The organism is Streptomyces sp. W16 (assembly GCF_033194735.1).
Lineage (GTDB): Bacteria > Actinomycetota > Actinomycetes > Streptomycetales > Streptomycetaceae > Streptomyces.
In genome coordinates, this window is record NZ_JAWOAI010000003.1 from 18969 (window position 1) to 42903 (window position 23935).

Here is a 23935-nt window from a genome sequence, read left to right on the forward strand (position 1 = left end):
CAGAGGCGGTCGATGGTGTTTTACAGGCTGCTCAACGCGCCCGTGCGGCGCATCGCGAGCAGGTACACGACGATCACGACGACGGGGACGGTGCCGAGGGCGGCGGCCATGGGCAGGTTGAGTTCGATGTTGGAGTAGACGAGGTTCCCGATGAGCTGGGTCTTGCCGCCGACGATCTGCACGGTGATGTAGTCGCCGAGGCTGAGTGAGAAGGTGAAGATCGACCCGGCGGCGACGGACGGCAGCACCATCGGCAGCACGACCGACCTGAAGGTCCGCCCGGCCCGCGCGCCCAAGTCCGCCGACGCGTCGAGGAGGTTGGCGGGCAGCTGCTCCAGCGCGGTGTGGATCGGCAGGACCATGTACGGCAGCCAGAGGTAGGTGAGCGTGAGGACGGTCGCCGGCAGTCCGAAGCCGGGTCCGCTCAGGCCGAACGGCTTCAACATCCAGTCGGCCAGGCCGCCTTGGGACAGGATGAGCCGCCACGCGTACACCTTGACCAGGTAACTGGCCCACAACGGGGTGAGGATGGCGACCACGAGCAGCGGGCGCCACTTGGGCTTGGCGACGCGGGCCGTGTAGAAGGCGACCGGGAACGCGATCACCGCGCACAGGACCGTGACCGAGAGTGCGACGCCGATGCTGCGCAGGATGACCTGCCGGTACACGGGCACCGTGAACAGCTCGTGGAAGTTGTCGGTCGACCAGACCTTCACCACCTCGGAGGTGAAGGAGTCCGTCGTCCAGAACGCGGAGACGAACAGCACGCTCAGCGAGCCGAGATAGAGCACGGCCAGCCACAGCAGCGGTGCGGAGAGCAGCAGGGAGAGCCGTAGCCGGGGGCGCCGGTACAGCGCCCCCGCGGTCCAGTTGAGCAGGGACATGTCTCAGCCCTTGATCTCGGTCCAGGCCTGTACCCACTTGGCGTACGGCACGCACTTGACGTCCGTCCGGCCGTCGAGGCACTGCTCGATGGGCGTGTTCCAGAAGGCGATGTTCTTCCAGTACGCGGTGTCGGCGGCGTGGTAGGTGGTGCAGAAGTTCTTGTCGCTGGTCTCGGTGCAGGCCTTGGAGTTGGCGGGGGCCTCGCCGAAGTACTCGGCGACCTGGGCGTTGACCTTCGGCGAGACGATCCAGTTGAGCCACTTGTAGGCGCAGTTGGGGTGCTTGGCCTTGGCGGAGATCATCCAGGTGTCGGACCAGCCGGTCGAACCCTCCTTGGGTACGAAGGCCTTGATCTTGGTGCCCTCGTCGGCGGTGAGGTTGGCGATGACCTGCCAGGTGGTGCCGACGACGGAGTCGCCGCTCTTGAAGGCGGAGATCTCCTTGAGGTAGTCGCTCCAGTACTCGCCGATGTCCGCGTTCTGCTTCTTCAGCAGGGCGACGGCGGCGTCGAACTGTGTCTGGTCGAGCGCGTAGGGGTCCTTGATCTTCAACTCGGGCTTGGTGGCCTTGAGATAGAGGGCCGCGTCGGCGATGTAGATCGGCGAGTCGTACGCGGTGACGTGGCCCTTGTACTTGGAGGCGTCGTCGAAGACCGCGGCCCAGGAGGTCGGGGCGGGTGTGACCTTCTGCGTGTTGTACATGAGGAGGTTGGCGCCGCGGCCGTGGGGGATGCCGTAGGCCTTGCCCTTGACCGAGTTCCAGGCCTGGAGCTTCAAGTCGGGGAAGATGTCCTTGTAGTTGGGGACCAGGCTGGTGTTGACGGGGGCCGCGTCACCGGAGGCTATGAGGCGCAGGGAGGCGTCGCCGGAGGCGGAGACGGCGTCGTACTCGCCGGTCTTCATCAGCTTGACCATCTCGTCGGAGCTGGCGGCGACCTTGGAGTTGACCTGGCAGCCGGTCTGCTTCTCGAAGTCGCTGACCCAGTTCACCTTGGGGTCGTTGGAGCCGTCCTCGACGTAGCCGGCCCAGGCGATCAGGTTGACCTCGCCCTCGGTCTTGCCGAGCTTCGACTGGGCTTTGAGGTCAGGGGGGTTGAGGCCGCCGCCCGATGAACTGCTGTCGGAGGAGCCGCAGGCGGTGGCGGCGAGCAGGACGGCGGCACAGGCCGCCACCTGAAGGGTTCGGGTGAGACGCACGGCGTTCTCCATGGGTGGAGGAGATGGGTGAAGGAGCAAGCGGGGTCAGCGGGGGTCGGGGACGTGCACCGTGTGGCGCCGGTGCCATTGCAGTAGCACCCGGCTGCCGCGGTAGGCGGCGACGTCCTCGGCGGAGGTCTCCAGGTTCTGCTGGAGCGCGGTGAGCCGGCCGCCGGCGTCGAGGTCGACGAGGAAGCGGGTCGAGTCCCCGAGGTAGACGACCTCGGCGACGGTGCCGGCGGCACTCTCGTGGTCCGGTTCGCCGGTCTCGGCGGAGTCCTTGAGGACGCGGATCTTCTCGGGCCGGATGCTGTACGTACCGGTGGTGCCGACGATCCGCTCGGCCGCCTCGCCCGCCAGCAGGTTGGAGGTGCCGACGAAGGACGCGACGAACGGGGTCGCGGGACGCTCGTAGACCTCGGCCGGGGTGCCGACCTGCTGGATGCGGCCCTGGTCGAAGACGGCGATGCGGTCGCTCATCGTCAGGGCCTCCTCCTGGTCGTGGGTGACGAAGACGAAGGTGATGCCCACCTCCCGCTGGAGCGCCTTGAGTTCGACCTGCATCTGCTCGCGCAGTTTCAGGTCGAGGGCGCCGAGCGGTTCGTCGAGCAGCAGCAGACGGGGGCGGCCGACGAGGGCGCGGGCGAGCGCGACGCGTTGCCGCTGGCCGCCGGAGAGCTGGGCGGGGCGGCGGGCGCCGTAGCCCTCAAGTCGTACCTCTGCGAGGGCGTTTCGGGCGCGGACCAGGCGCTCGGCCTTGGGGACCTTGCGGACCTTGAGGCCGTAGGCGACGTTCTGCTCGACGGTCATGTGCGGGAAGAGGGCGTAGTCCTGGAAGACGGTGTGGACATCGCGCTCGAAGGGGGCGAGGCCGGTGACGTCCTGGCCGGCGAGTTCGATGGTGCCGCCGGTGGGGCTCTCGAAGCCGGCGATCATGCGGAGCACGGTCGTCTTGCCCGAGCCGGACGGGCCGAGCATCGAGAAGAACTCGCCGTCCCTGATCTCCAGGTCGACGCCGGCCACGGCGGTCGTCTCGCCGAACGATTTCCGCAGATCCCGCAGCCGGATCGCAATCCCCTCCATGGGCGGGAACCTTTCTGGTGCTCTATGACGTTGCACGGAAACATATGAAGTCATAGTTCAAATCTCAAGGCCCCCTTAGGGTAAAGCTTGAGTCAACATGCAAGGTGGTGGCCGTGAACCAGCAGCAGCACACCAACGGCGGCGCCCGAAAAGCCGTCTTCGCCCCGGTCGACAACCGGGCGCGGGTGGACGCCGTCGTCAGCCGGCTCGGGGACGCCATCGAACTCGGACTGCTCGCCGACGGTGAGCAGCTGCCGGGCGAGAGCGAGCTCGCCGGGCAGCTCGGTGTGTCCACGGTGACCCTGCGGGAGGCGCTGATGGCGCTGCGCCAGCAGGGTCTGGTCACCACCCGGCGCGGGCGCGGCGGCGGCAGCTTCGTGTCCCTGCCCGAGGTCCCCGGCGAGGAGCGGCTGAAGGTCCGGCTGCGCGGCTGGAGCACCGAGGAGCTGCGCGACCTCGGCGACCACTGGGCCGCCCTGTCCGGCACCGCCGCCCGGCTCGCCGCGGAGCGCACCGAACCCGAGGACCTCGTACAACTGCGGCGTACGGCCGATGAGTTGACGCACGCCGAGAACGCGGCGGCGCGCGGCCGGGTGTACGGCCGGTTCCATGTCGAACTGGCCGCCGCCGCGCAGTCGGCCCGGCTCACCCGGGAACAGGTCGCGTTGCAGACCGAGGTCGGGGCGCTGCTGTGTCTCGTGCTCGGCAGCGACGAATATCGTGAAGAAGCCGCAGACCGTCACCGCTCCGTAATCTCGGCCGTGCAAGATGGGGCCCACGATTCGGCCAGGGAGCTGGCCGAGCGGTGCGTGCAGGAGTCGACGGCTCGGCTGATCGCCGAGCGGCTGGCCCTGTAGCGGCACCGCGTCCGCTCCCCGTCTGCTGGAGGGCACGCATGAGCCTCGCGACGGCAACGCCGGCCACGGCACCCGAGCAGTCCGTCGCGGCCGGGGTGCGCTCGGCTCTGGAGTCGGTGTTCGACGCCGTGGCCGCCACCCGCGCCGACACCACGGCGCTGCTCGCCAAAGTGGCCGCACAGGGCCGCCGTCCGGCGACCGTGGACCTGGCCGCGCTGCGCCCGGGCCTCCATCTCCGGCTGGCCCGGCACGAGTTGGTGTCCGGCGTCGGCTTCGTCGCCGCGCCGGGACTGCTGAGTGACGTACCGGCCTGGCTGGAGTGGTGGCAGACCACGTCCGAGGGGGGCATCCGGCCGCTGCTGCTCGACCTCGATCCCGAGCACTCGGCGTACGCCGACTACACGCACTGGGACTGGTTCGCGCTGCCCCGCGACACCGGGGAGCGGGCGGTCGCCGGGCCGTACGTCGACTACCTCTGCTCGGACGAGTACAGCCTCACCCTGTCCGCGCCGGTGCACGTGGAGGGACGGTTCGCGGGGGTGGCCGCGGCGGACGTGTACCTACGGCACTTCGAGGCGGCCGTGATGCCGATGCTGCGCCAACTGCCTGGTCCGGCACGGCTGGTGAACGCGCGCGGCCGGGTCGCCGCGTCCACCGACCCGCGCCGGCTGGTCGGTTCGCTCAGCAAGGGCCCGGACTTCGCCGAGGCGCTCGCGTCGGGCCGGGCGGGGTATGCGCGCGGGCTGCGGCTGGTGCCGTGCGACGGAGTGCCGTTGGTGCTGGTCGTCGCCGAGCGGTGACCGGACTCGCCCGGCCGTGCCGCGAGTTGAGGTGACGCTCAGTCGGCCGCCGGGACCACCCTCAGATGCCCCGCACCGCGTCCCGCCCTGCGCGTCCTGGGCGGCAGGGTGCGGCGGGCCTCGCGCAGGACCAGTGTCAGCCGCGTATAGCCCATGTTCTCAAGGGTCTTGGGGGTCTCGCCGACGACCCGGCAGTCCGTGACACCCCAGCGCGGGTCGGGGTGCAGTACCGGGCGGACCGCGCCGTCGTGCTCCACGGCCTCCTCGCCCACCGCGCGGATCCAGTGCGGCAGGCCCTGCCGGTAGGCGGCCTCCATGATCGGGTCCTGGGCGATGTCGCGGCGGATCGCCTGCAGGCCGTGGTCGTGGCCGTGGCTCTCCACGACGGAGGCGAAGTGGGCCAGCATCGGCAGGCACCAACTCGACTCGTGCTCACCGAGAACCGTGCTCGCGTCGGGGTGGAAGAGCACGAAGCGAAGGAAGTTGTCGCCCGGCATGGCCGTCGGATGCGGACCGATCGTCCGGAAAAGTGACTTGAACGCGCCGTTGGTCAACACCACGTCCCAGCGGTGGTCCATGACGACGGAGGGGAAAGGGACGGCCTCCAGCAGCATGGCGTAGTCCAGCAGATACGCCCGGGCCTCGGGACTCTCGGGGGCGGGCCGCGGCGCGGACCGCTGCCCACCTGCCTGATACGCCATCGGGAGGTCACCCCTCTTGCCTATGCGGCCTTCTCGCGGCGCCCTGATCCTGCTGCCCCGACGCGAGCCGTGTCAACTATCGTGGCATTTCATGATGGTTGACGGCTGAAATTGGCCACAGTTGTGGCGAGACCTGGATGCGAGTTCGAACGAACCGCTACCCTCCGGGATGTTCACGGCCACCGTTTGTGAGAAGCCTGTGAGAGACGTAGGAGATCTGTCGGTGTCGGATGGCTTCGAGGTACCGGGCGCGACGGCGGGCGCCGTGCTGCCCGCCGTCGTCGACCGCGTCACCGCGCTCGCCGAGCGGCTCGACGTTCCGCAGGCCGAGGTCTTCCACATGGGCCGGCTCTCCGTGGCCTCCGGTGTCCCGGACTCCGTGGTCAGGGCCCTGCTGAGTGGTCGCCCCGCGGGCGAGCCCGATGTGCAGGCCCGGTTCCTGCAGCGGCTCGACCTGTTGCGCCGCACCAGACTCAAGCCCAACGGGCGCAAGTACACCCAGCAGGAGATCGCCGACGGCGCGGGCATGTCCCGCCAGCAGGCGGGCGCGCTCATCAACGGCGACCGGCGTCCCACCATGGAGCACTGCGACGCGCTCCAGCGCTTCTTCCGGGTGCACGCCGGATTCCTCACGGCCGAGGACCCCGAGGCCCTCGCGGGCGCCCTCCAGCGCACCGAGCAGGAGCTGCTGCAGAAGCTCGCCGACCGCGAGCGGGCGGCGGCCGAGGCCGCGGGAGACCCGCTGGAGCGGCTGCTGCAGGACCACGGGGTGCGCGGCATCGCCTGGCGCGCCGCGCAGTTGCCCACCGACCAGCACCGCGACAAGGTCGCCGAGTGGCTGGACATGCTCCTGGAGAGCGTGAAGCGTCCCGAGTCGTGATCCGGGGCCGCGCGGCCGGGAGCTGACGGAGCGTCAGGTCGCGCTGCGTTCGCTCGCCTCCCGCAGGTCCCGTTCCAGGGCGCCGCTGTGCGCCGTGGTGCCGGGCCGGCCCTCGCACAGAAGGTCGCGCCAGTGCTCGCGGCTCCAGTGGGCCGGGGTGGTGGTGCCGGTGAACTCCGCGACCAGGGCGAGGAATCGGGCCGGGTCGGTGTGGAACGGGAAGTGCCCCGCCCCCTCGAAGATCTCCAGCCGGCTGCCCGGCATGGCCTCATGGGCGCCGTAGGCGTGCCGGACCGGCACCACACTGTCCCGGTCGCCCCACAACAGCATCGTCGGCATGCCCTCGGTCAGATAGCAGCGGTCGAGCATGGTCACCACCTGACCGCGCCAGTCGACGACCGCGCGCAGGGTGCGGATGAAGGCGTTGCGGGCGGTCTCGTCCGGCAACGCGTCGACGAGGGTGAGGAGTTCGGGGGCGTCCTGGCCGAGGTCGGTGTCGAGGAGCCTCATCAGGCCGACGGTAAGGCCGACTTGGAGGCGCATGCCGGGCAACCGCAGGGCGGACAGGGCGAGATGGGAACCCGGAAGCGTGATGAGCCGCAGCACGGGGTTGACCTCGCGGCCCACCCCGCCGGCGCTGACGAGGATGAGCCGTTCGGTGCGTTCGGGGAACTGGTAGGCGAACTGCATCGCCACTCCCCCGCCCAGCGAGTGCCCCAGCAGGGTCGCGGACTCGATGCCGAGGGTGGTGAGCAGATCGCGCACGCCGTTCGCGTAGGCGGCGACCGAGTAGTCGGCCCGTGGTTTGTCGGAGGCGCCGTGGCCGAGGAGGTCGGGGGCGATCACCGTGTGGGTGCGGGCGAGGTGCGGGATCAGCTCGGCCCAGGTGGCCGAGGAGTCGCCGATGCCGTGGATGAGGACGAGCGCCGGACCCTCGCCGGCCATACGGAAGGCACGGCGGTATCCGTGCACGACGCGGTACTGGAGCGTGAGTTCCGCGTCGCCCACCGGGCGCAGCCGTACGGCGCGCGCCGGGCGCCGTGCCGGGACGTCCTCCACGCACTCGCCTCCCGTTCACCTGGCCGCCCGCAGGCGGTCGAAAGCCCTTCCTCTCAGCGTAGGGCCGCTGTCCCACGGGGGATTTCGGGGACGTTTCGCCTCCGCTAAGCGGGCGAACCGCAGCCCGGGGAAACGGGATTGTCAGTGGCAGGCGGCAAGCTGGAGTCGTGCCACCGCCGTGCGGGGGCGCACGACGCCGATCAGGGGAGAGCCGTCCTATGCAGACCGCAGTGATGACCGACCGCGAGCGCGCCGCCGTCCAGGCCTATCTACGGCTGCTGCACACGGTCAGAGCCGCCTTCGACGGCCCCCCGGGCGACCCACGCCCAATCCTGGTCCCACCTTCGGTGCTGGCCGAGGCGGACCAGGCTCTGACGGACGCCGGGCTCGCGGGCAACGAGGAGGCGTTCTTCGGGTTGTTGGAGAGCTGGTGCCCGGAAGGGTGAGGGGGCTCATTGGTGCGGGACCGTGATCGCCGTGGCGACCAGTCCCTGTCGTACGGTCCAGCGGCCCTCGAAGGTGTCGAGGCACTCGCCGCCGACCACCGGGCCCGGGACGAGGAGGCGGGCGCGCAGACCGCCGCGCGGTTCGTCGCCGGGATCCGCGAAGAGTTCGATGTCGGCCTCCGAGAAGTCCAGCCACTTCCCGGTGAGGGGGAACCATGCCTTGTAGACGGACTCCTTGGCGCTGAACAGGAGCCGGTCCCAGTGGACGTCGGGCCGCTGCGCGGTGAGCCGTGCCAGCCGTTCCTGTTCGGCGGGCAGCGCGACGGCGGGGAGGACGCCCTCGGGGAGCGGGGCGTGCGTTTCGGCGTCGATGCCGAGGGAGGCGACGTCGGTGGCGCGGGCCAGCGCGGCGGCGCAGTAGTCGTCGCAGTGGGTCATGCTGCCGACGAGACCGGCGGGCCAGGTCGGCGCGCCGTGGACACCGGGCACGATCGGCTGCGGAGGCACACCGAGCTTCTCCATGGCGCGCCGGGCACAGGCCCGTACGGCGGTGAACTCGCGCCGCCGCTTGGGCACCGCGCGGGCCACCCTGGCCTCCTCCTCGGGGTACAGCGGGGCGTCCTGGAACCCCTCGTCACCGTGTGTCTCCACGGTCACCACGGACTCCGGGAGCAGCTCCTCGATCACCGGCTCCGACCTCCATCGGCAGGATGCGGCGCAGTCGTCCCGGGGGTTCCGGGCGCTTCTGCCACTCGCGGGGATATCCCACGGACACCTCTTCGAAGCGGACCCCCTCGTGGTGGGTGGTCCGCGGGATGTGGAGATGGCCGTAGACCATGGTGTCCACGCGGAACCTGCGGTGCCAGTCGGCGGTCAGGGTGGTGCCGCACCACATGGCGAACTCGGGGTACCACAGGACCTCGGTGGGGTGCCGGTCCAGGGGGTAGTGGTTGATCAGGACCGTGGGCAGGGCGTCGGGCAGTTCGGTGAGCCGTCGTTCGGTCGCGGCGACCCGGGCCCGGCACCAGGCCTCGCGGCTGGGGTAGGGGTCGGGGTGCAGCAGGAACTCGTCGTTGCAGACGATGCCGGTGCCGTGCGCGTACGTCAGTCCCTCGTCCTTGGTGGCGCAGCCGGCCGGGAGGAACGAGTAGTCGTAGAGGAGGAAGAGCGGGGCCACGACGACCGGGCCGCCGGGGCCGTCCCAGACGGGGTAGGGGTCCTCGGGGGTGAGGACGCCGAGCTCCCGGCACAGGGCGACGAGGTGTTCGTAGCGGGCGACGCCGCGCAGGGTGACGGGGTCCTTGGGGTGGGTCCACAGTTCGTGGTTTCCGGGGGCCCAGAGGACCTTGCGGAAGCGGCCGGCGAGGAGTTCGAGGACCCAGCGGATGTCGGCCACGGTCTCGGCGATGTCACCGGCCACGATCAGCCAGTCCTCGTCCGTGCCGGGGCGCATGTTCTCGACCAGGGCGCGGTTCTCGGCGTACCCGATGTGCAGGTCGCTGATGGCCAGCAGCTGTCCGGCACCGCCGGCCGTCGACTCCACCCCTGACCCCTTCCGCTTGCGCGCGCACGAATGAGGCCACGAGATCACACCCCGCCGTTGCGCGACAAGACGACGAGGTCGCGGAGGCGGTCGGCGCGGCCCGGCGGTGGGAATTCACGTGCCGGGTGGGCAGGACCGGGAAATCCGTAACACGGGCGTTGCACGCGGCACCCTTTGAAAGCCGTATGATCGCCCCAACACCACCGCCACGAACGCCTCTTCGCCGAGGGCGGTTTGGTGTCCCTCCAAACCACCCTGGCCGGGCACGGCCTCGCTCCGCCGTGCCCGCGAACCCGAAAGGACGGCCCTGCATGGTCTCTCGCGTACGCGTCTGGCTCAACCGCACGTACGCGGAGAACGTGTTCTTCATGGATCAGCTGCGGAGAAATCCCAGCGATCGGGCCGTCGAGATCCATGCCACGCACGGCGACGCGGACTCCCCCGTACTGGCCGCCGCCGACACCGCCGACCTGGAGCCCGAGGGCCTGTCCCCGGCCGGATACGTCGAGTACGCCCTCGACCAGTGCGCCCGCCGCGGTATCGACGTGTTCGTGCCCCGGCTGCACCAGTCGGAGATCGTGGCGCACCGCGCGGACTTCGAGGCGGTGGGTACGGCGCTGCTGGCGCCGACCCCCGAGGCCGTCGCCGTCTTCCACGACAAGGTGATCGCGTACGAGGCCGTCCAGGCGATCGGCGTGCCCGTACCGCCGTGGTGGCGGGTCCGCACGGCGCCCGAACTCGTCGCGGCCGTCGAGGAGTTGGAGGCGGCCGGACACAAGGCGTGCTTCAAGCCGGCGTCCGGCGCGGGCGGGGTGGGCTTCCGTGTGATCACGCGCGCCCCCTTCTCGCTCGTGCACCTCAACGGCTTCCCGAGCCCCTACGTCCCGCTCGACACGGTCGTCGAGGCGCTGGAGCAGGCCGACGAGCAGGTCGACTGGCTGGTGATGCCGCGCCTGGAGGAGCCGGAGGTGTCGGTGGACTGCCTGACCGGTCCCGACAACCTGGTCCGGCTCGCGGTGGGCCGCACGAAGAACGGCCGCCGGCGCGGTTTCACCCTGCACGAGCAGTGGCTGGAGCCGGCCCGCCGGATCGCGGAGGGCTTCGGGCTGCACTACCTGTCGAACATCCAGTTCCGGATGTTCGGCGACCACCCCGTACTGATGGACGTCAACACCCGCCCCGCGGGCGGCCTGCACCAGCTGTCGCTGTGCGGGGTCAACGCCCCTTGGGCGGCAGTGCAGTTGGCGCTCGGCGAGGACCCGGGCACGATGGAGCCGCCGTTCCTGGGCGCGGACTACGCGGTGGTCTCGGGCCCGCGTCAGCTGCGTCCCGTGACGCTCCCGCACCAGCGCGCGGAGGAGTCGGAGCCCCTGCTCCCGACGGTGCCGGCACAGACCGAGGCGGAGCCGGAGAGCGCCCTCGCACCGGAGCTGGGCAGCCGCGCGGCGGCCCGCGCCTAGGCCTCCCGGGTCTCCCCTGCCCCCTCCGCACCACAACTTCATACCGGCCTGGACCAATCATGGCGCAGCACCTTGACACCATGATTGGTCCAGACCAAATTGGTTGCGCACCTTCCTGCACTCCCGAACACCCCCATTCCTTCAGGGAGATCGCGTGCGCGACACACTCAGACGTTCCAGACGTCGGCTCCTTGCCCTGCTCGGTACCGCCGCCCTGGCCATGGCCGGGGCCATCGCCCTGCCCGGTACCGCGCAGGCGGCCAACGTCCTGACCAACCCCGGCTTCGAGTCGGGTTCCCTGTCCCCCTGGTCCTGCACCGGAAACCTCGGCTCGGTGGTCTCCTCACCGGTGCACGGCGGCTCCAAGGCCCTTGCGGGCGCGGTGAGTTCGAGCGACACCGCACAGTGCTCCCAGACGGTCGCCGTGCAACCGAACACGGCGTACTCGCTCAGCGGCTGGGTGCGCGGCAGTTACGTCTACCTCGGTGTCAACGGCGGTTCCTCGACGTGGACTTCGTCCCCGTCGGCGTACGCCCAGTTGACGACGTCGTTCACCACCGGCGCCTCGCAGACCAGCGCCACCATCTACGTCCACGGCTGGTACGCGCAGGGCACCTACTACGCGGACGACATCAGCCTGGACGGTCCCGGCGGTGGCGGCGGCGGCGACACCCAGGCCCCGACGGCGCCGACCGGACTGACCTCCACGGCCAAGACGTCCTCGACCGTGTCCCTGTCGTGGGGCGCCTCGACGGACAACGTGGGCGTCACCGCGTACGACATCTACAGCGGTGCGAACCAGGTCCTCAGCGTGTCCGGTACGAGCGGCACGGTCAGCGGGCTCGCGGCCAGTACCGCCTACACGTTCACCGTGAAGGCGCGCGACGCGGCCGGGAACAGCTCGGCGGCCTCCAACGCGGTGAGCGTCACCACCAGTGCCGGCACCGGCGGCGGCACCGGGTTCACGCAGGCCGCGCCGTATCTCTACGAGGGCTGGGGCGACCCGCCGAGCCCGAGCACGGTGATGAGCGCGACCGGCATCAAGTGGTTCACGATGGCGTTCGTGCTGGACTCCGGCGGCTGCAACCCCGCCTGGGACGGCAGCCGGGCACTGACCGGCGGCGTCGACCAGACGGCGATCAACCAGATCCGCGCGGCCGGCGGTGACATCGTGCCGTCGTTCGGCGGCTGGCAGGGCAGCAAGCTCGGCGCCAACTGCTCCTCCGCGAGCGCGCTCGCCGGGGCGCTGCAGAAGGTGATCAGCGCCTACGGCCTCAAGGCCATCGACATGGACATCGAGAACACGGACGAGTTCGAGAACGAGGCCGTCCAGGCGAAGATCCTCACCGCGCTGAAGACCGTCAAGGCCAACAACCCCGGCCTGAAGACGATCGTCACCTTCGGCACCTCGACCACCGGCCCGACGTACTACGGCAACCGGCTCATCGAGCAGGCGCAGTCGCTCAACGCCGGCATCGACGTCTTCACCATCATGCCGTTCGACTTCGGCGGCGGCGCCGACATGTACGGCAACACGGTCGCCGCGGCCGAGGGCCTGAAGACCAAGCTGAAGTCCACCTTCGGGTGGGACGACGCCACGGCCTACTCGCACATCGGCATCTCGGGCATGAACGGTCTCTCCGACCAGTCGGAGACCACCACGCCGGCGATCTGGACCTCGATCAAGGACTGGTCGAACTCGCACCACATCGCCCGGCTCGCCTTCTGGTCGGTCAACCGTGACCGCGGGTGCGCCGGTGGCGGAGTGGTGAGCAACTGCTCCGGCATCAGCCAGAACACCTGGCAGTTCACGTCCATCACGGCCGGTTTCACCGGCTGAGCGTCAGCGTGGGGGTGCCCCGTCCGGGTACCCCCACGCGCGTGCCAACTCCGCGAGTCTGGACGGCAGTTCGGCCATCGGATCGGCGGTGCGGGCGGGCTGGACGCGACCCGACTTGATGGTGCTGCTCCAGTCGCCGAGCTGCGGACGGTAGGTGCCGTGGTCCTTGCTGCCGTATTCGAGCATGGCGCTCTCCCACGGCACACCGAGGTAGTCGCACACACCGCGGGTCGTCTTCTCCGGCTCGGCGGTGAGTTCCTCGTACGTGATCACATGGGCGTCCAGACCGAGCCGTGCCTCCTCCAACTTCTCGGCGTAGTCGAGCACTTCGGCGCGGATGGCCTCGTGGTCGGGAGCGTCACGGCGGTCGGTGAGGGACGCGATGACCGCGCCCGGGTGGCGCAGCAGCAGGATGTACCGCGCGCTGGGCCAACATCGGTGCAGCCGGGGCCACATGAGGGTGTTGGGCGGGGTCTTGTCGACGATGACGTCCTTGCCGCTGCGCTCCAGTTCGAGGTGGAGCACCCGGTCCCACAGGACGTGTTCCAGTTCGTCCTTGTCGAGGTCCAGGGCCTGCATGGCGTCCCCGGTGAACTCACGGGAGAGATGGACGTGCAGAGTGCGCAGATGCATCTCGTGCGGGGCGCGGATCCGGCTGTGGCTGTTCAGCAGCACCCGTAGCAGGGTGGATCCGGAGCGCACCGAGGACAGTACGAAGACCGGCGACTCCACCAGGCGCTGGGCGGGCGGCGCCATGTAGCCGTCCGCCGGCTGCCGGGGCGCGGGCATCGCGTCGAGGGTGCGGCGCGGCGGGCTGACCGCCTGCGCCATCAGCCTCCCCCGCCGCCGCAGCCCCTTGCCGATCGCGGATATACGCGGGTCTCGCATGCTGACACCTTTCACTCGCCGTTCCCCTCGGATCCCAGAGGGAGCAGGCGAACTCCAGGTGTCGCGGAGTCGAACGCGACAAGCCGAAATCAGCCGAAAAGCGCCGCTGACCTGCCCACTTACCGTTTCCTTAATTCTTCATGGGAACTTGCCCACCCCCTGAGACAGCGGTCTCAGAACCGGCCCGAACCCCGGTACAGGTCCAGCTCCCCGTCCAGTTCGACGGCGAGCACGGTCGCGAGCGGGTCGAGGTCGGCCAGGGCGGGCGGGTCGATCCACAACTGGCCCACGGCCTCGTGCAGTCCGCCGACCACCCGGTGGGCGAGTTCGGTGCCGGTGCCGAGCACGGTGACCTTGCGGACCGGAGTCACCAGGCCTCGGACGCCGATCTCGGCGCGCGGGATGTCGTACAGGGTGAGGTAGAGGGTGCGCCGGTCGGCGGAGAGGGTGCTCGGACCGTAGTGGTGTCCGGCCGGGAGCCCGCGCACCGTTCCGTACACGGCGTCGGAGTGCTTGCGGATCCACTCCCCCAGTCCTTCGAGGCGCTCGACCTGTGGTCGCGGGATGGTGCCGTCCTCCATCGGGCCGACGTCCAGGAGGAGGTTGCCGCCCCCGCCGATCGTCTCCGTGAAGTAACGCACCAGCTGGCTCAGGGACTTGTGGTTGTCGTCGTGGTGTTGATAGCCCCACGAGTCGTTGATGGTGAGGCACAACTCCCAGGGCCCGTCCGGGGGTTCGATGGGGGCGCCCTGTTCCGGTGTCGCGTAGTCGCCCTCGCTGAGCATCCGGGCGTTGAAGACGACGTGCGGTGAGTACGAGCGGATGAGCACGGCGAGTTCCTTGATGCGCCACTGCTCCTCGCTGCGGTCCCACTCGCCGTCGAACCACATCAGGTCGGGCCGGTAGCGGGAGGCCAACTCCCGTATCTGGCCGTCCCGGTAGGCGATGAACCGCTCCCAGGCGTCCAGGTCCTCGAACTCGGCCGCGACCTCGGAGTAGCGGTTGTCCTCCTGCTCCGGCGGGCGGCCCGGTTTGCGGGTGGTGGCGTAGTCGGGGTGGTTCCAGTCGGAGTGCGAGTAGTAGAGGCCGACCTTGAGTCCCTGTTCACGGAGGGCGTCCGCGTAGCCGGTGAGGTAGTCCCTGCCGAGGTTGAGATCGCCGAACTCCGTGTCCCACAGGGCCACTCCGTCATGGTGGCGGCTGGTGAGGACGGCGTACCGGGCACCGGCACGGGCGAACAGGTCGGCCCACGCGCGCGGATCGTAGTTCGCCCCGGTGAAACGGCTCAGCTGGGACATGTACTGGTCGTGCGGCACGATGTCGTCGTAGAACGACCACGACTCCTGGACGCCGTCGACGGCGTAGATCCCCCAGTGGACGAAGATCCCCAACTTGGCGTCGGTGAACCACGGTTGCATGGGCACGGCTGAACTCCCGTCGCGTACAGGGTGAGTTGGTGAATGAAGAAGGGCGGGCCCGGCGACACCGCTGCCGGGCCCGCCCCTCCACCGGGTTCTACTGGCCCGCGTCCGCCCGCTTCAGACGGAGCGTCAGGATCTGGAAGGGCCGCAGGGCGACGGCTACCGAGCCGCCGTCGAAGGAGACCTCCTCCTCAAGCGGGCGCTCCAGCAGGTCGGTGATCCGGGCGCCGGCGAGCGGGAAGCCCGTGTGCAGCACGCCCTCGGCGCGACCGCCGCTCGACTCGTAGAGCCGGACCACGACGTCGCCGGACTCGTCGTCGGCGAGCTTGACCGCCTCGACGGTGATGCCGTCGCCGTCGACGGAGACGACCGGCTCCGGGGCGCCGCCCGAATCGGCCACCCGCAGCGGGAGGTTGAGGGCGTAGCCCTCGGCGACCGCGTCCTCGATGCTCGCGCCGGGCAGCAGCGAGTAGGTGAGGCGGTGCTTGCCCTGGTCGGCGCCCGGGTCCGGGATGCGCGGGGCGCGCACCAGGCTCAGGCGGACCGTGGTCGTCGTACCGCCGTCCTCGCGGACCGTGCGGGAGACGTCGTGGCCGTACGTCGAGTCGTTGATGACGGCGACGCCGTAGCCGGGCTCGGCGAGGTGCACCCAGCGGTGGCCGGAGACCTCGAAACGGGCCGCCTCCCAGCTGGTGTTGGTGTGCGTGGGCCGCTGGATGTGGCCGAACTGGATCTCGGCGGAGGAGTGCGCCGCCCGGATGTCCACGGGGAAGCCCGCCTTGAGGAACTTCTCGGCCTCGTGCCAGTCGATGTCGGTCTCGAAGTCGATCCGGGCGCTGCCCGCGCGGACGGTGATCGTCTGCACGATCTTCGAGCCCTTGCCGAAGGACCGCTCCACGCGGATCGCGCCGAGCAGCGGGTCCTGCTCGACGACGGTGATCGAGTCGGCGTCGAGGAGGTCGGTGAAGCGGTTCTTGTAGTGCTTGTCGACGTCCCAGGCGTCCCAGTAGTTCGGGAGGTCGGTGTGCAGGCGCAGCAAGTTGCCCTGGTCCGCGAGGACTTCACGGCCGCCGTGGCGCAGGTCGCGCACGGAGGCGAGGGTGCCGTCGTCGGCGAGTTCGACGCGGACGATGCCGTTGTCGAGGACGCGGTCGGTGACGGTCACCTCCTGCGGAACGTACTCGGCGGCCAGCGGGGCGCTGCCGTTCGCGGGGACCGTCGCGTACATCGGCACACCGGTCGCCGTACGGATGACCTCGGCGCGGTCGTAGGGGCTGGTGTTGAAGACGCGGGTTCCGCTGCCGCCGAGCGCGGCCACGGCCGCCGCCGTCAGCTCCTCCAACTCCGTTGCCACACGGGCGTATTCGGCCTCGGCCTCGCGGTGTACCCAGGCGATGGAGGAACCAGGCAGGATGTCGTGGAACTGGTGCAGCAGGACCGTCTTCCACAGCTGGTCGAGCTTCTCGTACGGGTACGCGTAGCCCGGTGCGTGCAGCGCGGCCGTGGTCGCCCACAACTCGGCCTCGCGGAGCTTGTGTTCGCTGCGGCGGTTGCCCTGCTTGGTGCGGGCCTGGGAGGTGTAGGTGGCGCGGTGGAGTTCGAGGTACAGCTCGCCGACCCAGACCGGGGCGTCGGGGTACTCGGCGCGGGCCTTGGCGAAGAACTCGTCCGGGTGCTCAACGACGACCTTCGGCGAGCCCTCCAAGTCGGCGAGCCTGCGCGCCCGTTCCATGATCTCGCGGGTGGGGCCGCCACCGCCGTCGCCCCAGCCGAAGGGGGCCAGGGAGCGGGTGGCGTTGCCCTTCTCCTGGTAATTGCGGACCGCGCGGGACATCTCCTCGCCGCTGAAGCGGGCGTTGTAAGTGTCGACCGGCGGGAAGTGCGTGAAGATGCGGGTACCGTCGATGCCCTCCCACCAGAAGGTGTGGTGGGGGAACTTGTTGGTCTGGTTCCAGGAGATCTTCTGGGTGAGGAACCACTCGTTGCCGGCGAGCTTGGCGAGCTGCGGGTAGGCCGCGTTGTAGCCGAAGGAGTCGGGCAGCCAGACGCCCTTGGTCTCGACGCCGAAGTGCTCGATGAAGAACCGCTTGCCGTGGACGAGTTGGCGGGCGATGGCCTCGCCGCCGGGCAGGTTGCCGTCGGACTCGACCCACATGCCGCCGACCGGCGCCCACTGGCCGCGCTTGACGGACTCCTGGATGCGGGCCCACACCTGCGGGTAGTTGTCGCGCACCCACTCGTACTGCTGGGCCTGCGAGCAGGCGAAGATGAAGTCCTCGTACTCGTCGGCGAGGGAGGTCACGTTCGAGAAGGTGCGGGACGTCTTGCGCTTGGTCTCGCGGATCGGCCACAGCCACGCCGAGTCGATGTGCGCGTGCCCGACACCGGAGATGACGTGCGCGCTGGCGTTGGCGGGCTTGGACAGCACCGGCTTGAGCACGGCCCGTACATCGGCGGCCGTACCGGCGACGTCGTCCAGGTCGAGGAGGTCCAGGGCGCGGTCGAGGGCGTGCATGATCTCGTGCCGGCGGGGGTCGTGCTCGCCGAGTTCCAGCATCAGTTCGCGCAGCACCTGGACGTCGAGGTCGAGGTGGAAGACCTCCTCGTCGAGGACGGCGAGGTCGGCGCGGCGGAATGTATACAGTGGACGGTCGCCCGCCGTCAGTACATCGCCGAGGGGTGTCGGCTCGGAGAAGTCGTTGGCGAGGATGTCGGGGTTGGAGGCCGCCTCGACCAGGTAGTCGATCACCTCGCCGCCCGTCGCCGGGTTGGCGATCGCCACGTACTGGTTGAGCGGGTTGACCGCCTTCAGCGGCGTCCCGTCCACGAGGTGGACCAGCGCCTCGGCCTGGTTGCCCGGCCAGTCGCCCACGAACCCGAGGTCGATGACGGCCTCGACGCGCTTCCCGGCCCACTCCGCGGGCACCTGCCCCCGCATCCGGAACCAGGTGGTACCCCAGGGCGGACCCCACGGGGTGTCCATCGCGAACGGCTTGTACGGCGCCGCCGCGGCCTCCTCGAAGGGGACCGGCTCACCGGGGGCCTGCCAGGCCTCGACCGTGAAGGGCGCGGTGGCCGCGTAGATCGCGGGCTTGATGCGCTGGTTGTGGGCGCGCTCGACGCGCTCCTCGATCCGGCGGCGTTCGTCGTGCATGGGAAGTCTCCAGGGAACCAGGGAGCTGCTGAGAACTTGGGGTGCTGCCGAGAACTCGGTGAGTCGCCGAGAGCTCGGGGAAAGCGCTTACCGAACGGTGCCTACTTAAGGTACGCCAGACCCGGGTGGACCTCGGTGTAGCCCTCGACCAGGCGGCGCGCGACGTTCACGGAGTCGACCAGCGGGTGCAGCGCGAAGGCCTTCACCGCCGTCGTACGGGAGCCGTTCTCGGCTGCCGCGAGGACCTCGCGTTCGACGCCCTTGACCGCGCAGACCAGGCCGGTGGCGTGGTCGGGCAGCGGGGCGACCGCGACGGGGTGGGCGCCGTTGGCGTCGACCAGGCACGGCACCTCGATGACGGCGTCCGCGTCGAGGACCGACAGCGCGCCCTGGTTGCGCACGTTGAGGATCAGGGTGGTGCGTTCGTCGCGGGCGATGGCCCGCATCAGGGCCAGGGCGACCTTCTCGTAGCCGCCGGAGAGGTCGTCGGCGTCGCGTTCGCCGGCGCCGGCCGTCTCCCGGTTCTCGGACATGTAGGTCGCCTCGCGCTCGGCGCGGGTACGGTCCCAGGCGGTCAGCGCGGACGTGTCCGGACGCTTCATCTCGTCGTAGAACTGGGCCTGTTGGTCGCGGAGGAACGCGCCGCGGGTCCGCTCGACCTCGCTGTAGGCGCGGACGGTCTCGCGGTTGAAGTAGTAGTAGTGCAGGTACTCGTTCGGGATGGCGCCCAGGGACTGGAGCCAGTCGGTGCCGAAGAGCTTGCCCTCCTCGAAGGAGCCGAGCAGGTCCGGGTCGGCGAGCAGGCGCGGGAGTTCGTCGCGGCCGGCGACGCGCAGGCCGCGTACCCAGCCGAGGTGGTTGAGGCCGACGTAGTCGATGAAGGCCTCGCGCGGGTTCGCGCCGAGCACCTTGGCGATACGGCGGCCGAGGCCGACCGGTGAGTCGCAGATGCCGATGACGCGGTCGCCGAGGTGGCGGGACATGGCCTCGGTGACCAGGCCCGCGGGGTTGGTGAAGTTGATGACCCAGGCGTCGGGGGCGAGACGGGCCACGCGCTGGGCGATGTCGACGGCGACCGGCACGGTTCGTAGACCATAGGCAATACCGCCGGCGCCGACCGTCTCCTGGCCGAGGACGCCCTGCGCTAGCGCCACACGCTCGTCGTTCGCCCGTCCTTCCAGGCCGCCAACGCGGATCGCGGAGAAGACGAAGTCGGCGCCGCGCAGGGCCTCGTCGAGGTCCGTGGTGGCGGTGGCCGTGGGGGCGTCGGGCACGGTGGCGGCCTGTTCAGCCAGTACACGGGCGACGGCATACAGTCGACTGTCGTCGAGGTCGTGCAGCACCACCTCGGTGACCCGGCCCTCGCCGCGGTCCGTCAGCAGTGCCCCGTAGACGAGCGGCACCCGGAACCCGCCGCCGCCCAGAATCGTCAGCTTCACGCTTTCACCTTTCCTGCCACGACGACCTCGACGCCCGCTTCCTCCAGGGAGGAGCGGGTCGCCGGGTCGACCGGGGCGTTCGTCACCACCGCGTCCAGGTCCTCGGGACCGCACACCTTCGCCATCCCCGTCCCCGGGAACTTCTGCGCGTCGGCGAGCAGGACGACCTTTTCGCCGGCCTTGATCATGGCTCGTTTGACCGGCACCTCGACGACCGTCGTGTCCATCACCTGTCCGCCGGGCCGCACGCCGCTGGTGCCGAGGAAGAGCCAGTCGGCGTGCAGCTGGCGCAGGTTGTCCTCGGTGAGGAAGCCCACCAGGGAGCGGTACTCGCGCCGGACCATGCCGCCGAGCAGCACCAGTTCGATGCCCTCGTCGTCGGCCAGCTCCTCGTAGACCACGAGGTTGCTGGTGATCACGGTGAGCCGGCGGCCGTGCAGCTGGCGCGCCAGCCGGTAGGCGGTGGTGCCGATGTCGAGGAGGACCGACTGGCCGTCCGCGACCATGGCGGCGGCGTGCGCGGCTATCGCGTCCTTCTCGGCCACCCGCACCTCGGCGACCTCGGCGAAGGGCTGGTCGCCCTCGTCGGCCACGGCGCCGCCGTGGACCCGGGTGAGCAGTCCGTCCTCCTCCAGTTTGAGCAGGTCACGCCTGATCGTGGCGGGGCTCACACCCAGCTGCTCGGAGAGATCGGTCACGGCCGCGGGGCCCCCGGAGCGCAGGGCCCGCAGGATGAGTTGATGTCGTCGTTCTGCCAGCACGTCGCGAACACTACTCGTCATCTTCAATCATTTCTATGCTCAGTTCTGCTTGGGTATTGACCAATCTCGTCGAGCAGCGCACGATTCCGGTCACCGAAATGAAGAGTTTTGACGAACTCTCCAGACGCCGTGCCGACGAGAGGATGTGCGCGTGGACGACGACCGGCCCGATGTGCTGCTGACCGGGCTGCTCTTCTACGACCTCGTCCTCACGGGTCTGGGGCAGCCGCCGACGCCGGGCGAGGAGATCTGGACGACCGGCATGGGCTGCGGCCCCGGCGGCATCGCGAACCTGGCGGTCGCCGCGTCCCGCTTCGGCCTGAGGACGTCCCTGGCCACGGTCTTCGGCGACGACTTCTACGGCGCGTACTGCCATGAGGTCCTCGCCGGCCAGGAGGGCGTCGACCTCTCCCTGTCCCGCACCGCGAACGGCTGGCACACCCCCGTCACCGTCTCGCTCGCGCACGGTGACGACCGGGCGCTGGTCACCCACGGCCAGGAACCGCCGTACTCGCAGGACGTACTGATGGGCGACCCGCCCGAGGCGCGGACGGCGCTGGTGCACCTGGAGGCCGAGCCCCGGGCCTGGCTCGCCAAGGCCTCCGCGAACGGCACGCAGATCTACGCCGACGTCGGCTGGGACCCCACCGAGCAGTGGTCGCGTGACCTGCTCGACCAGCTCGCCCTGTGCCACGCCTTCCTCCCGAACGAGGCCGAGGCGATGGCCTACACCCGCACCGACAGCGCGGTCGCGGCGCTCGGCACCCTCACCGAACTGGTGCCGGTCGCGGTGATCACGCGGGGCGGCGACGGGGCGATCGCCGTCGACCAGACGACGGGCGAGTACGCGGAGGTCCCGGCCCTGGACGTCGACGTCCTGGACGCGACGGGCGCCGGTGACGTGTTCGGCGCGAGCTTCGTCGCGGCCTCGCTCGGCGGCTGGCCGCTGGAGGAACGGCTGCGGTTCGCGGTGCTCGCGGCCGGGCTGTCCGTCCAGCACCACGGCGGCGCGCTGGCGGCACCCGGCTGGTACGGCGTCGACCGTTGGCTGCATACAGTCCGCGATCCCGAACTGCGGACTGCATACGGCTTCCTCGTCGACCGGATCCCGGCCGATCCCGGCCCGCCCGTCTCCTACGCGCCCGTCACTCCCCCCGCACGGCAGTAACCCCCCACCACCTGGCAAGTCCTTTGCAAGTCCCCCCACTTCGCCCCTCGTATGCACGACCCGAACAGATCGAACAGATCCGAAAGGCGGTGGGAGCTGTGCGGCTCTCACGAAGAGGCCTGCTCCGTGCGGGCCTGGCCGGTACGGCCGCCACGGCGCTCGGCGGCCTGGCGTCCGGCTGCGCCGTTCCGACCGGTTCCACCGGCCGGAACATGGTCCTGTGGTACTGGGACGGCGGCCTCGGCGACACGGTCGTCAAGAACGCCAAGGCGCGTTACGACAGTACGGTCGACCTCCAGGCGATCAAGATCGGCGGCTACTACCGGTCGAAGCTGATCACCACGATGGCCGGCCGGGCCCACATCCCCGACATCGCCGGCCTCAAGGGTGAGGACATGGCGTCCTATCTGCCCAACGCCGACCAGTTCGTGGACCTCAGGACACTGGGCGCGGACAAGTACAAGAGCCAGTACCTGACTTGGAAGTGGGAGCAGGGCATCGCCGACGACGGCACGATGGTCGGCTTCCCGATCGACTGCGGTCCGGTGGCGCACTTCTACCAGTACGCCGTGTTCCGCAAGGCGGGGCTGCCGTACGAACCGGCCGACGTGTCAGCGGAGTTGAACACCTGGGAGAAGTTCTTCGCGGCGGGTGAGCAGCTCAAGAAGCGGGTCTCCGGAGCGTCTCTGGTCACCGACGTCAACAGCATCTTCGAGAACGTGGTGAACCAGGGCTCCAAACGGTACGTCGACAAGGACCGCCACTTCATCGGCGACCAGGAACACGTGCGCAATGCCTGGGCGTTGGCGGTGGAGGCCAAGCGGCGCCAGATCGTCTCCGACCTGGTCAGCGGCACCCCGGACCAGCTCTCGGCCGTGCAGGACGGCAAGTTGCCCAGTCAGCTGGGTGCTTCCTGGGCCACCAGCGACCTCAAGACCGGTGTGCCGAAGACCAAGGGCAGGTGGCGGGTCGCCGACATGCCGGTGCGGCCGGCCAACAACGGCGGTTCGTTCCTGTCGATCACCAAGGCGTGCCGCGAGCCCGAGCAGGCCTTCCGGATCATCACCTGGATGATGAACGCGGCCAACCAGGCCCAAGGCTTCGTCGACGCGGGCCTGTTCCCCTCCACCCCCGCCTCGTACGACCTGAAGACAGTGCGTGTGGCGGACCCCTTCTTCGGCGGCCAGGACACGATGGACATCTTCGGGCCGGCCGCGCAGAAGATCACGGTCGCCTACAACAGCCCGTTCGACATCGCGCTCGGGCAGCCCCTCAAGGACGAGATCAAGAACGTCGGTGTCCTCGGCAAGGACCCCAAGAAGGCCTGGAGTGACGCCATGAGCAAGTGCCGGCGCATCGCGGACCACCTGGGGGTGAGTTACTGATGGCCACCGCACTGGACAAGCCCCCCGCCGCCGTGGACAGTTCGTCCGCCACCTCGCGGCCCAGGAGCGGCTTCCGCAAGTACTGGCATCTGTATGCCGCGATCTCCCCGTTCTATCTGCTGTTCCTCTGCTTCGGGCTGATCCCCGTCGGGTTCTCGTTCTACCTCTCCCTGCACCGCTGGGACGGCCTCGGCTCGATGGAGTGGGCGGGTCTGTCGCAGTACAAGTACCTGCTGGCGGACAGCGACTTCTGGAACTCGATCGGCAACACGCTGATCATCTGGGCGCTGGCCACATTCCCCATGATCTTCCTCGCGATGATCACGGCCGTGATGCTCAACTCGGCGGTCCGCTTCAAGAACGTGTACCGCTTCGCCTACTTCCTCCCGAACGTCACCTCGGTGGTGGCGATCGCGATCGTCTTCGGCTCGGTGTTCTCCACCAACTTCGGCCTGGTGAACGCCCTGTTGCAGGCGGTGGGCATCGACCAGATCGCCTGGCTGAACACACCGTGGGGCATCAAGATCGCCATCGCGACGCTGATGACCTGGCAGTGGACCGGCTACAACGCGATCATCTTCCTCGCCGGTCTGCAGACCATCCCGAGCGAACTGTACGAAGCGGCACGGATGGACGGCGCCGGACCGGTGCAGACCTTCTTCCGGATCACGCTGCCGATGCTGCGCCCGGTGCTGCTGTTCGTGCTCGTCATCTCGACGGTCACCGGTCTGCAGAGCTTCTCCGAACCACAGGTGCTGCTGCAGAACACCTCGAACGACTCGACGTTCGCGGGCGGTCCGGGCCACTCCGGCCAGACGATGGTCCTGTACTTCTTCCAACAGACCTTCGACAACAACGACTTCGGTTACGGGGCCGCCGTGGCCTGGGGCATCTTCCTCGTCGTCATCATCTTCTCCATCGTCAACTGGCGCCTGGTGCAGCGCCGGGGCGAAGACTAGGGAGTCGGTC

The 23935-nt window shown here is 69.6% G+C and carries 21 protein-coding genes; 9 read left to right on the forward strand and 12 right to left on the reverse strand.

Going from position 1 to position 23935, the window contains the following annotated elements; genetic code table 11:
• Positions 1-20: 20 nt before the first annotated feature.
• The 3 genes from R6V09_RS00790 to R6V09_RS00800 are packed head-to-tail and all read right to left on the reverse strand — an operon-like array spanning position 21 to position 3164.
• Positions 21-884, reverse strand: coding sequence for an ABC transporter permease (locus R6V09_RS00790; protein ID WP_317879341.1), 864 nt, complete (start codon positions 882-884; stop codon positions 21-23).
• A 3-nt stretch (positions 885-887) separates the two neighbouring features.
• The gene (locus tag R6V09_RS00795) at positions 888-2081 is read right to left on the reverse strand and encodes an ABC transporter substrate-binding protein (protein ID WP_317879342.1); all 1194 of its coding nucleotides are present in this window, start codon (positions 2079-2081) and stop codon (positions 888-890) included.
• A gap of 45 nt (positions 2082-2126) precedes the next feature.
• Entirely contained in the window at positions 2127-3164 is a 1038-nt protein-coding gene (locus tag R6V09_RS00800; protein ID WP_317879343.1) for an ABC transporter ATP-binding protein, read from the reverse strand.
• 113 nt (positions 3165-3277) lie between these two features.
• Here R6V09_RS00800 and R6V09_RS00805 point away from each other — a divergent pair, with 113 nt between their 5' ends.
• Positions 3278-4021, forward strand: a complete 744-nt coding sequence (locus tag R6V09_RS00805) for a FadR/GntR family transcriptional regulator (RefSeq protein WP_317879344.1) — start codon at positions 3278-3280, stop codon at positions 4019-4021.
• A 38-nt stretch (positions 4022-4059) separates the two neighbouring features.
• On the forward strand, positions 4060-4821 hold the full coding sequence (locus R6V09_RS00810) for a cache domain-containing protein (RefSeq protein WP_317879345.1): 762 nt from the start codon (positions 4060-4062) through the stop codon (positions 4819-4821).
• Between the two features lie 38 nt (positions 4822-4859).
• On the opposite strand, the gene R6V09_RS00815 is transcribed toward R6V09_RS00810, so the two are convergent.
• The gene (locus tag R6V09_RS00815) at positions 4860-5522 is read right to left on the reverse strand and encodes an MmyB family transcriptional regulator (protein WP_317879346.1); all 663 of its coding nucleotides are present in this window, start codon (positions 5520-5522) and stop codon (positions 4860-4862) included.
• 223 nt (positions 5523-5745) lie between these two features.
• Between R6V09_RS00815 and R6V09_RS00820 the strand changes: the two genes are divergently transcribed.
• On the forward strand, positions 5746-6402 hold the full coding sequence (locus R6V09_RS00820; RefSeq protein WP_317879347.1) for a helix-turn-helix domain-containing protein: 657 nt from the start codon (positions 5746-5748) through the stop codon (positions 6400-6402).
• A gap of 33 nt (positions 6403-6435) precedes the next feature.
• Here R6V09_RS00820 and R6V09_RS00825 read toward each other — a convergent pair whose 3' ends face one another.
• A complete protein-coding gene (locus R6V09_RS00825) occupies positions 6436-7461 on the reverse strand; it encodes an alpha/beta fold hydrolase (RefSeq protein ID WP_317879348.1) in 1026 nt (341 codons plus the stop codon).
• A 218-nt stretch (positions 7462-7679) separates the two neighbouring features.
• Between R6V09_RS00825 and R6V09_RS00830 the strand changes: the two genes are divergently transcribed.
• Positions 7680-7907 (forward strand): hypothetical protein, encoded by a 228-nt coding sequence (locus tag R6V09_RS00830; protein ID WP_317879349.1) that lies wholly within the window; start codon positions 7680-7682, stop codon positions 7905-7907.
• Positions 7908-7913: 6 nt separating this feature from the next.
• On the opposite strand, the gene R6V09_RS00835 is transcribed toward R6V09_RS00830, so the two are convergent.
• Both R6V09_RS00835 and R6V09_RS00840 read right to left on the reverse strand, forming a co-directional pair.
• Positions 7914-8594 (reverse strand): 4'-phosphopantetheinyl transferase family protein, encoded by a 681-nt coding sequence (locus R6V09_RS00835; RefSeq protein WP_317879350.1) that lies wholly within the window; start codon positions 8592-8594, stop codon positions 7914-7916.
• Positions 8542-9450, reverse strand: a complete 909-nt coding sequence (locus R6V09_RS00840; RefSeq protein ID WP_317879351.1) for a metallophosphoesterase family protein — start codon at positions 9448-9450, stop codon at positions 8542-8544. The genes R6V09_RS00835 and R6V09_RS00840 overlap by 53 nt, the downstream gene beginning before the upstream one ends.
• 311 nt (positions 9451-9761) lie before the next feature.
• Between R6V09_RS00840 and R6V09_RS00845 the strand changes: the two genes are divergently transcribed.
• Positions 9762-10910 (forward strand): ATP-grasp domain-containing protein, encoded by a 1149-nt coding sequence (locus R6V09_RS00845; protein WP_317879352.1) that lies wholly within the window; start codon positions 9762-9764, stop codon positions 10908-10910.
• Positions 10911-11064: 154 nt separating this feature from the next.
• Positions 11065-12750 (forward strand): carbohydrate binding domain-containing protein, encoded by a 1686-nt coding sequence (locus R6V09_RS00850; RefSeq protein WP_317879353.1) that lies wholly within the window; start codon positions 11065-11067, stop codon positions 12748-12750.
• 3 nt (positions 12751-12753) lie between these two features.
• Here R6V09_RS00850 and R6V09_RS00855 read toward each other — a convergent pair whose 3' ends face one another.
• The 5 genes from R6V09_RS00855 to R6V09_RS00875 all read right to left on the reverse strand — a co-directional run bounded on the left by R6V09_RS00855 (position 12754) and on the right by R6V09_RS00875 (position 20413).
• Entirely contained in the window at positions 12754-13638 is an 885-nt protein-coding gene (locus R6V09_RS00855) for a sulfotransferase family protein (RefSeq protein ID WP_317879354.1), read from the reverse strand.
• Between the two features lie 173 nt (positions 13639-13811).
• On the reverse strand, positions 13812-15062 hold the full coding sequence (locus R6V09_RS00860) for an alpha-L-fucosidase (RefSeq protein ID WP_317879355.1): 1251 nt from the start codon (positions 15060-15062) through the stop codon (positions 13812-13814).
• A gap of 91 nt (positions 15063-15153) precedes the next feature.
• On the reverse strand, positions 15154-18213 hold the full coding sequence (locus R6V09_RS00865; RefSeq protein WP_317879356.1) for an alpha-mannosidase: 3060 nt from the start codon (positions 18211-18213) through the stop codon (positions 15154-15156).
• Positions 18214-18314: 101 nt separating this feature from the next.
• Positions 18315-19652, reverse strand: coding sequence for a 6-phospho-beta-glucosidase (locus R6V09_RS00870; protein WP_317879357.1), 1338 nt, complete (start codon positions 19650-19652; stop codon positions 18315-18317).
• Positions 19649-20413: a DeoR/GlpR family DNA-binding transcription regulator gene (locus tag R6V09_RS00875; RefSeq protein WP_317879370.1), complete on the reverse strand. Its 765-nt coding sequence runs from the start codon at positions 20411-20413 to the stop codon at positions 19649-19651. The genes R6V09_RS00870 and R6V09_RS00875 overlap by 4 nt, the downstream gene beginning before the upstream one ends.
• A 151-nt stretch (positions 20414-20564) precedes the next feature.
• On the opposite strand from R6V09_RS00875, the gene R6V09_RS00880 reads away from it, so the two are divergent.
• The 3 genes from R6V09_RS00880 (at position 20565) to R6V09_RS00890 (ending at position 23925) form a co-directional block, all read left to right on the forward strand.
• Positions 20565-21581, forward strand: a complete 1017-nt coding sequence (locus R6V09_RS00880) for a carbohydrate kinase family protein (protein ID WP_317879358.1) — start codon at positions 20565-20567, stop codon at positions 21579-21581.
• Positions 21582-21679: 98 nt separating this feature from the next.
• Positions 21680-22966, forward strand: a complete 1287-nt coding sequence (locus R6V09_RS00885; RefSeq protein WP_317879359.1) for an ABC transporter substrate-binding protein — start codon at positions 21680-21682, stop codon at positions 22964-22966.
• Complete coding sequence (locus tag R6V09_RS00890) at positions 22966-23925, forward strand: carbohydrate ABC transporter permease (RefSeq protein WP_317879360.1); 960 nt, start codon at positions 22966-22968, stop codon at positions 23923-23925. Before R6V09_RS00885 ends, R6V09_RS00890 begins: the two co-directional genes overlap by 1 nt.
• Positions 23926-23935 lie beyond the last annotated feature (10 nt).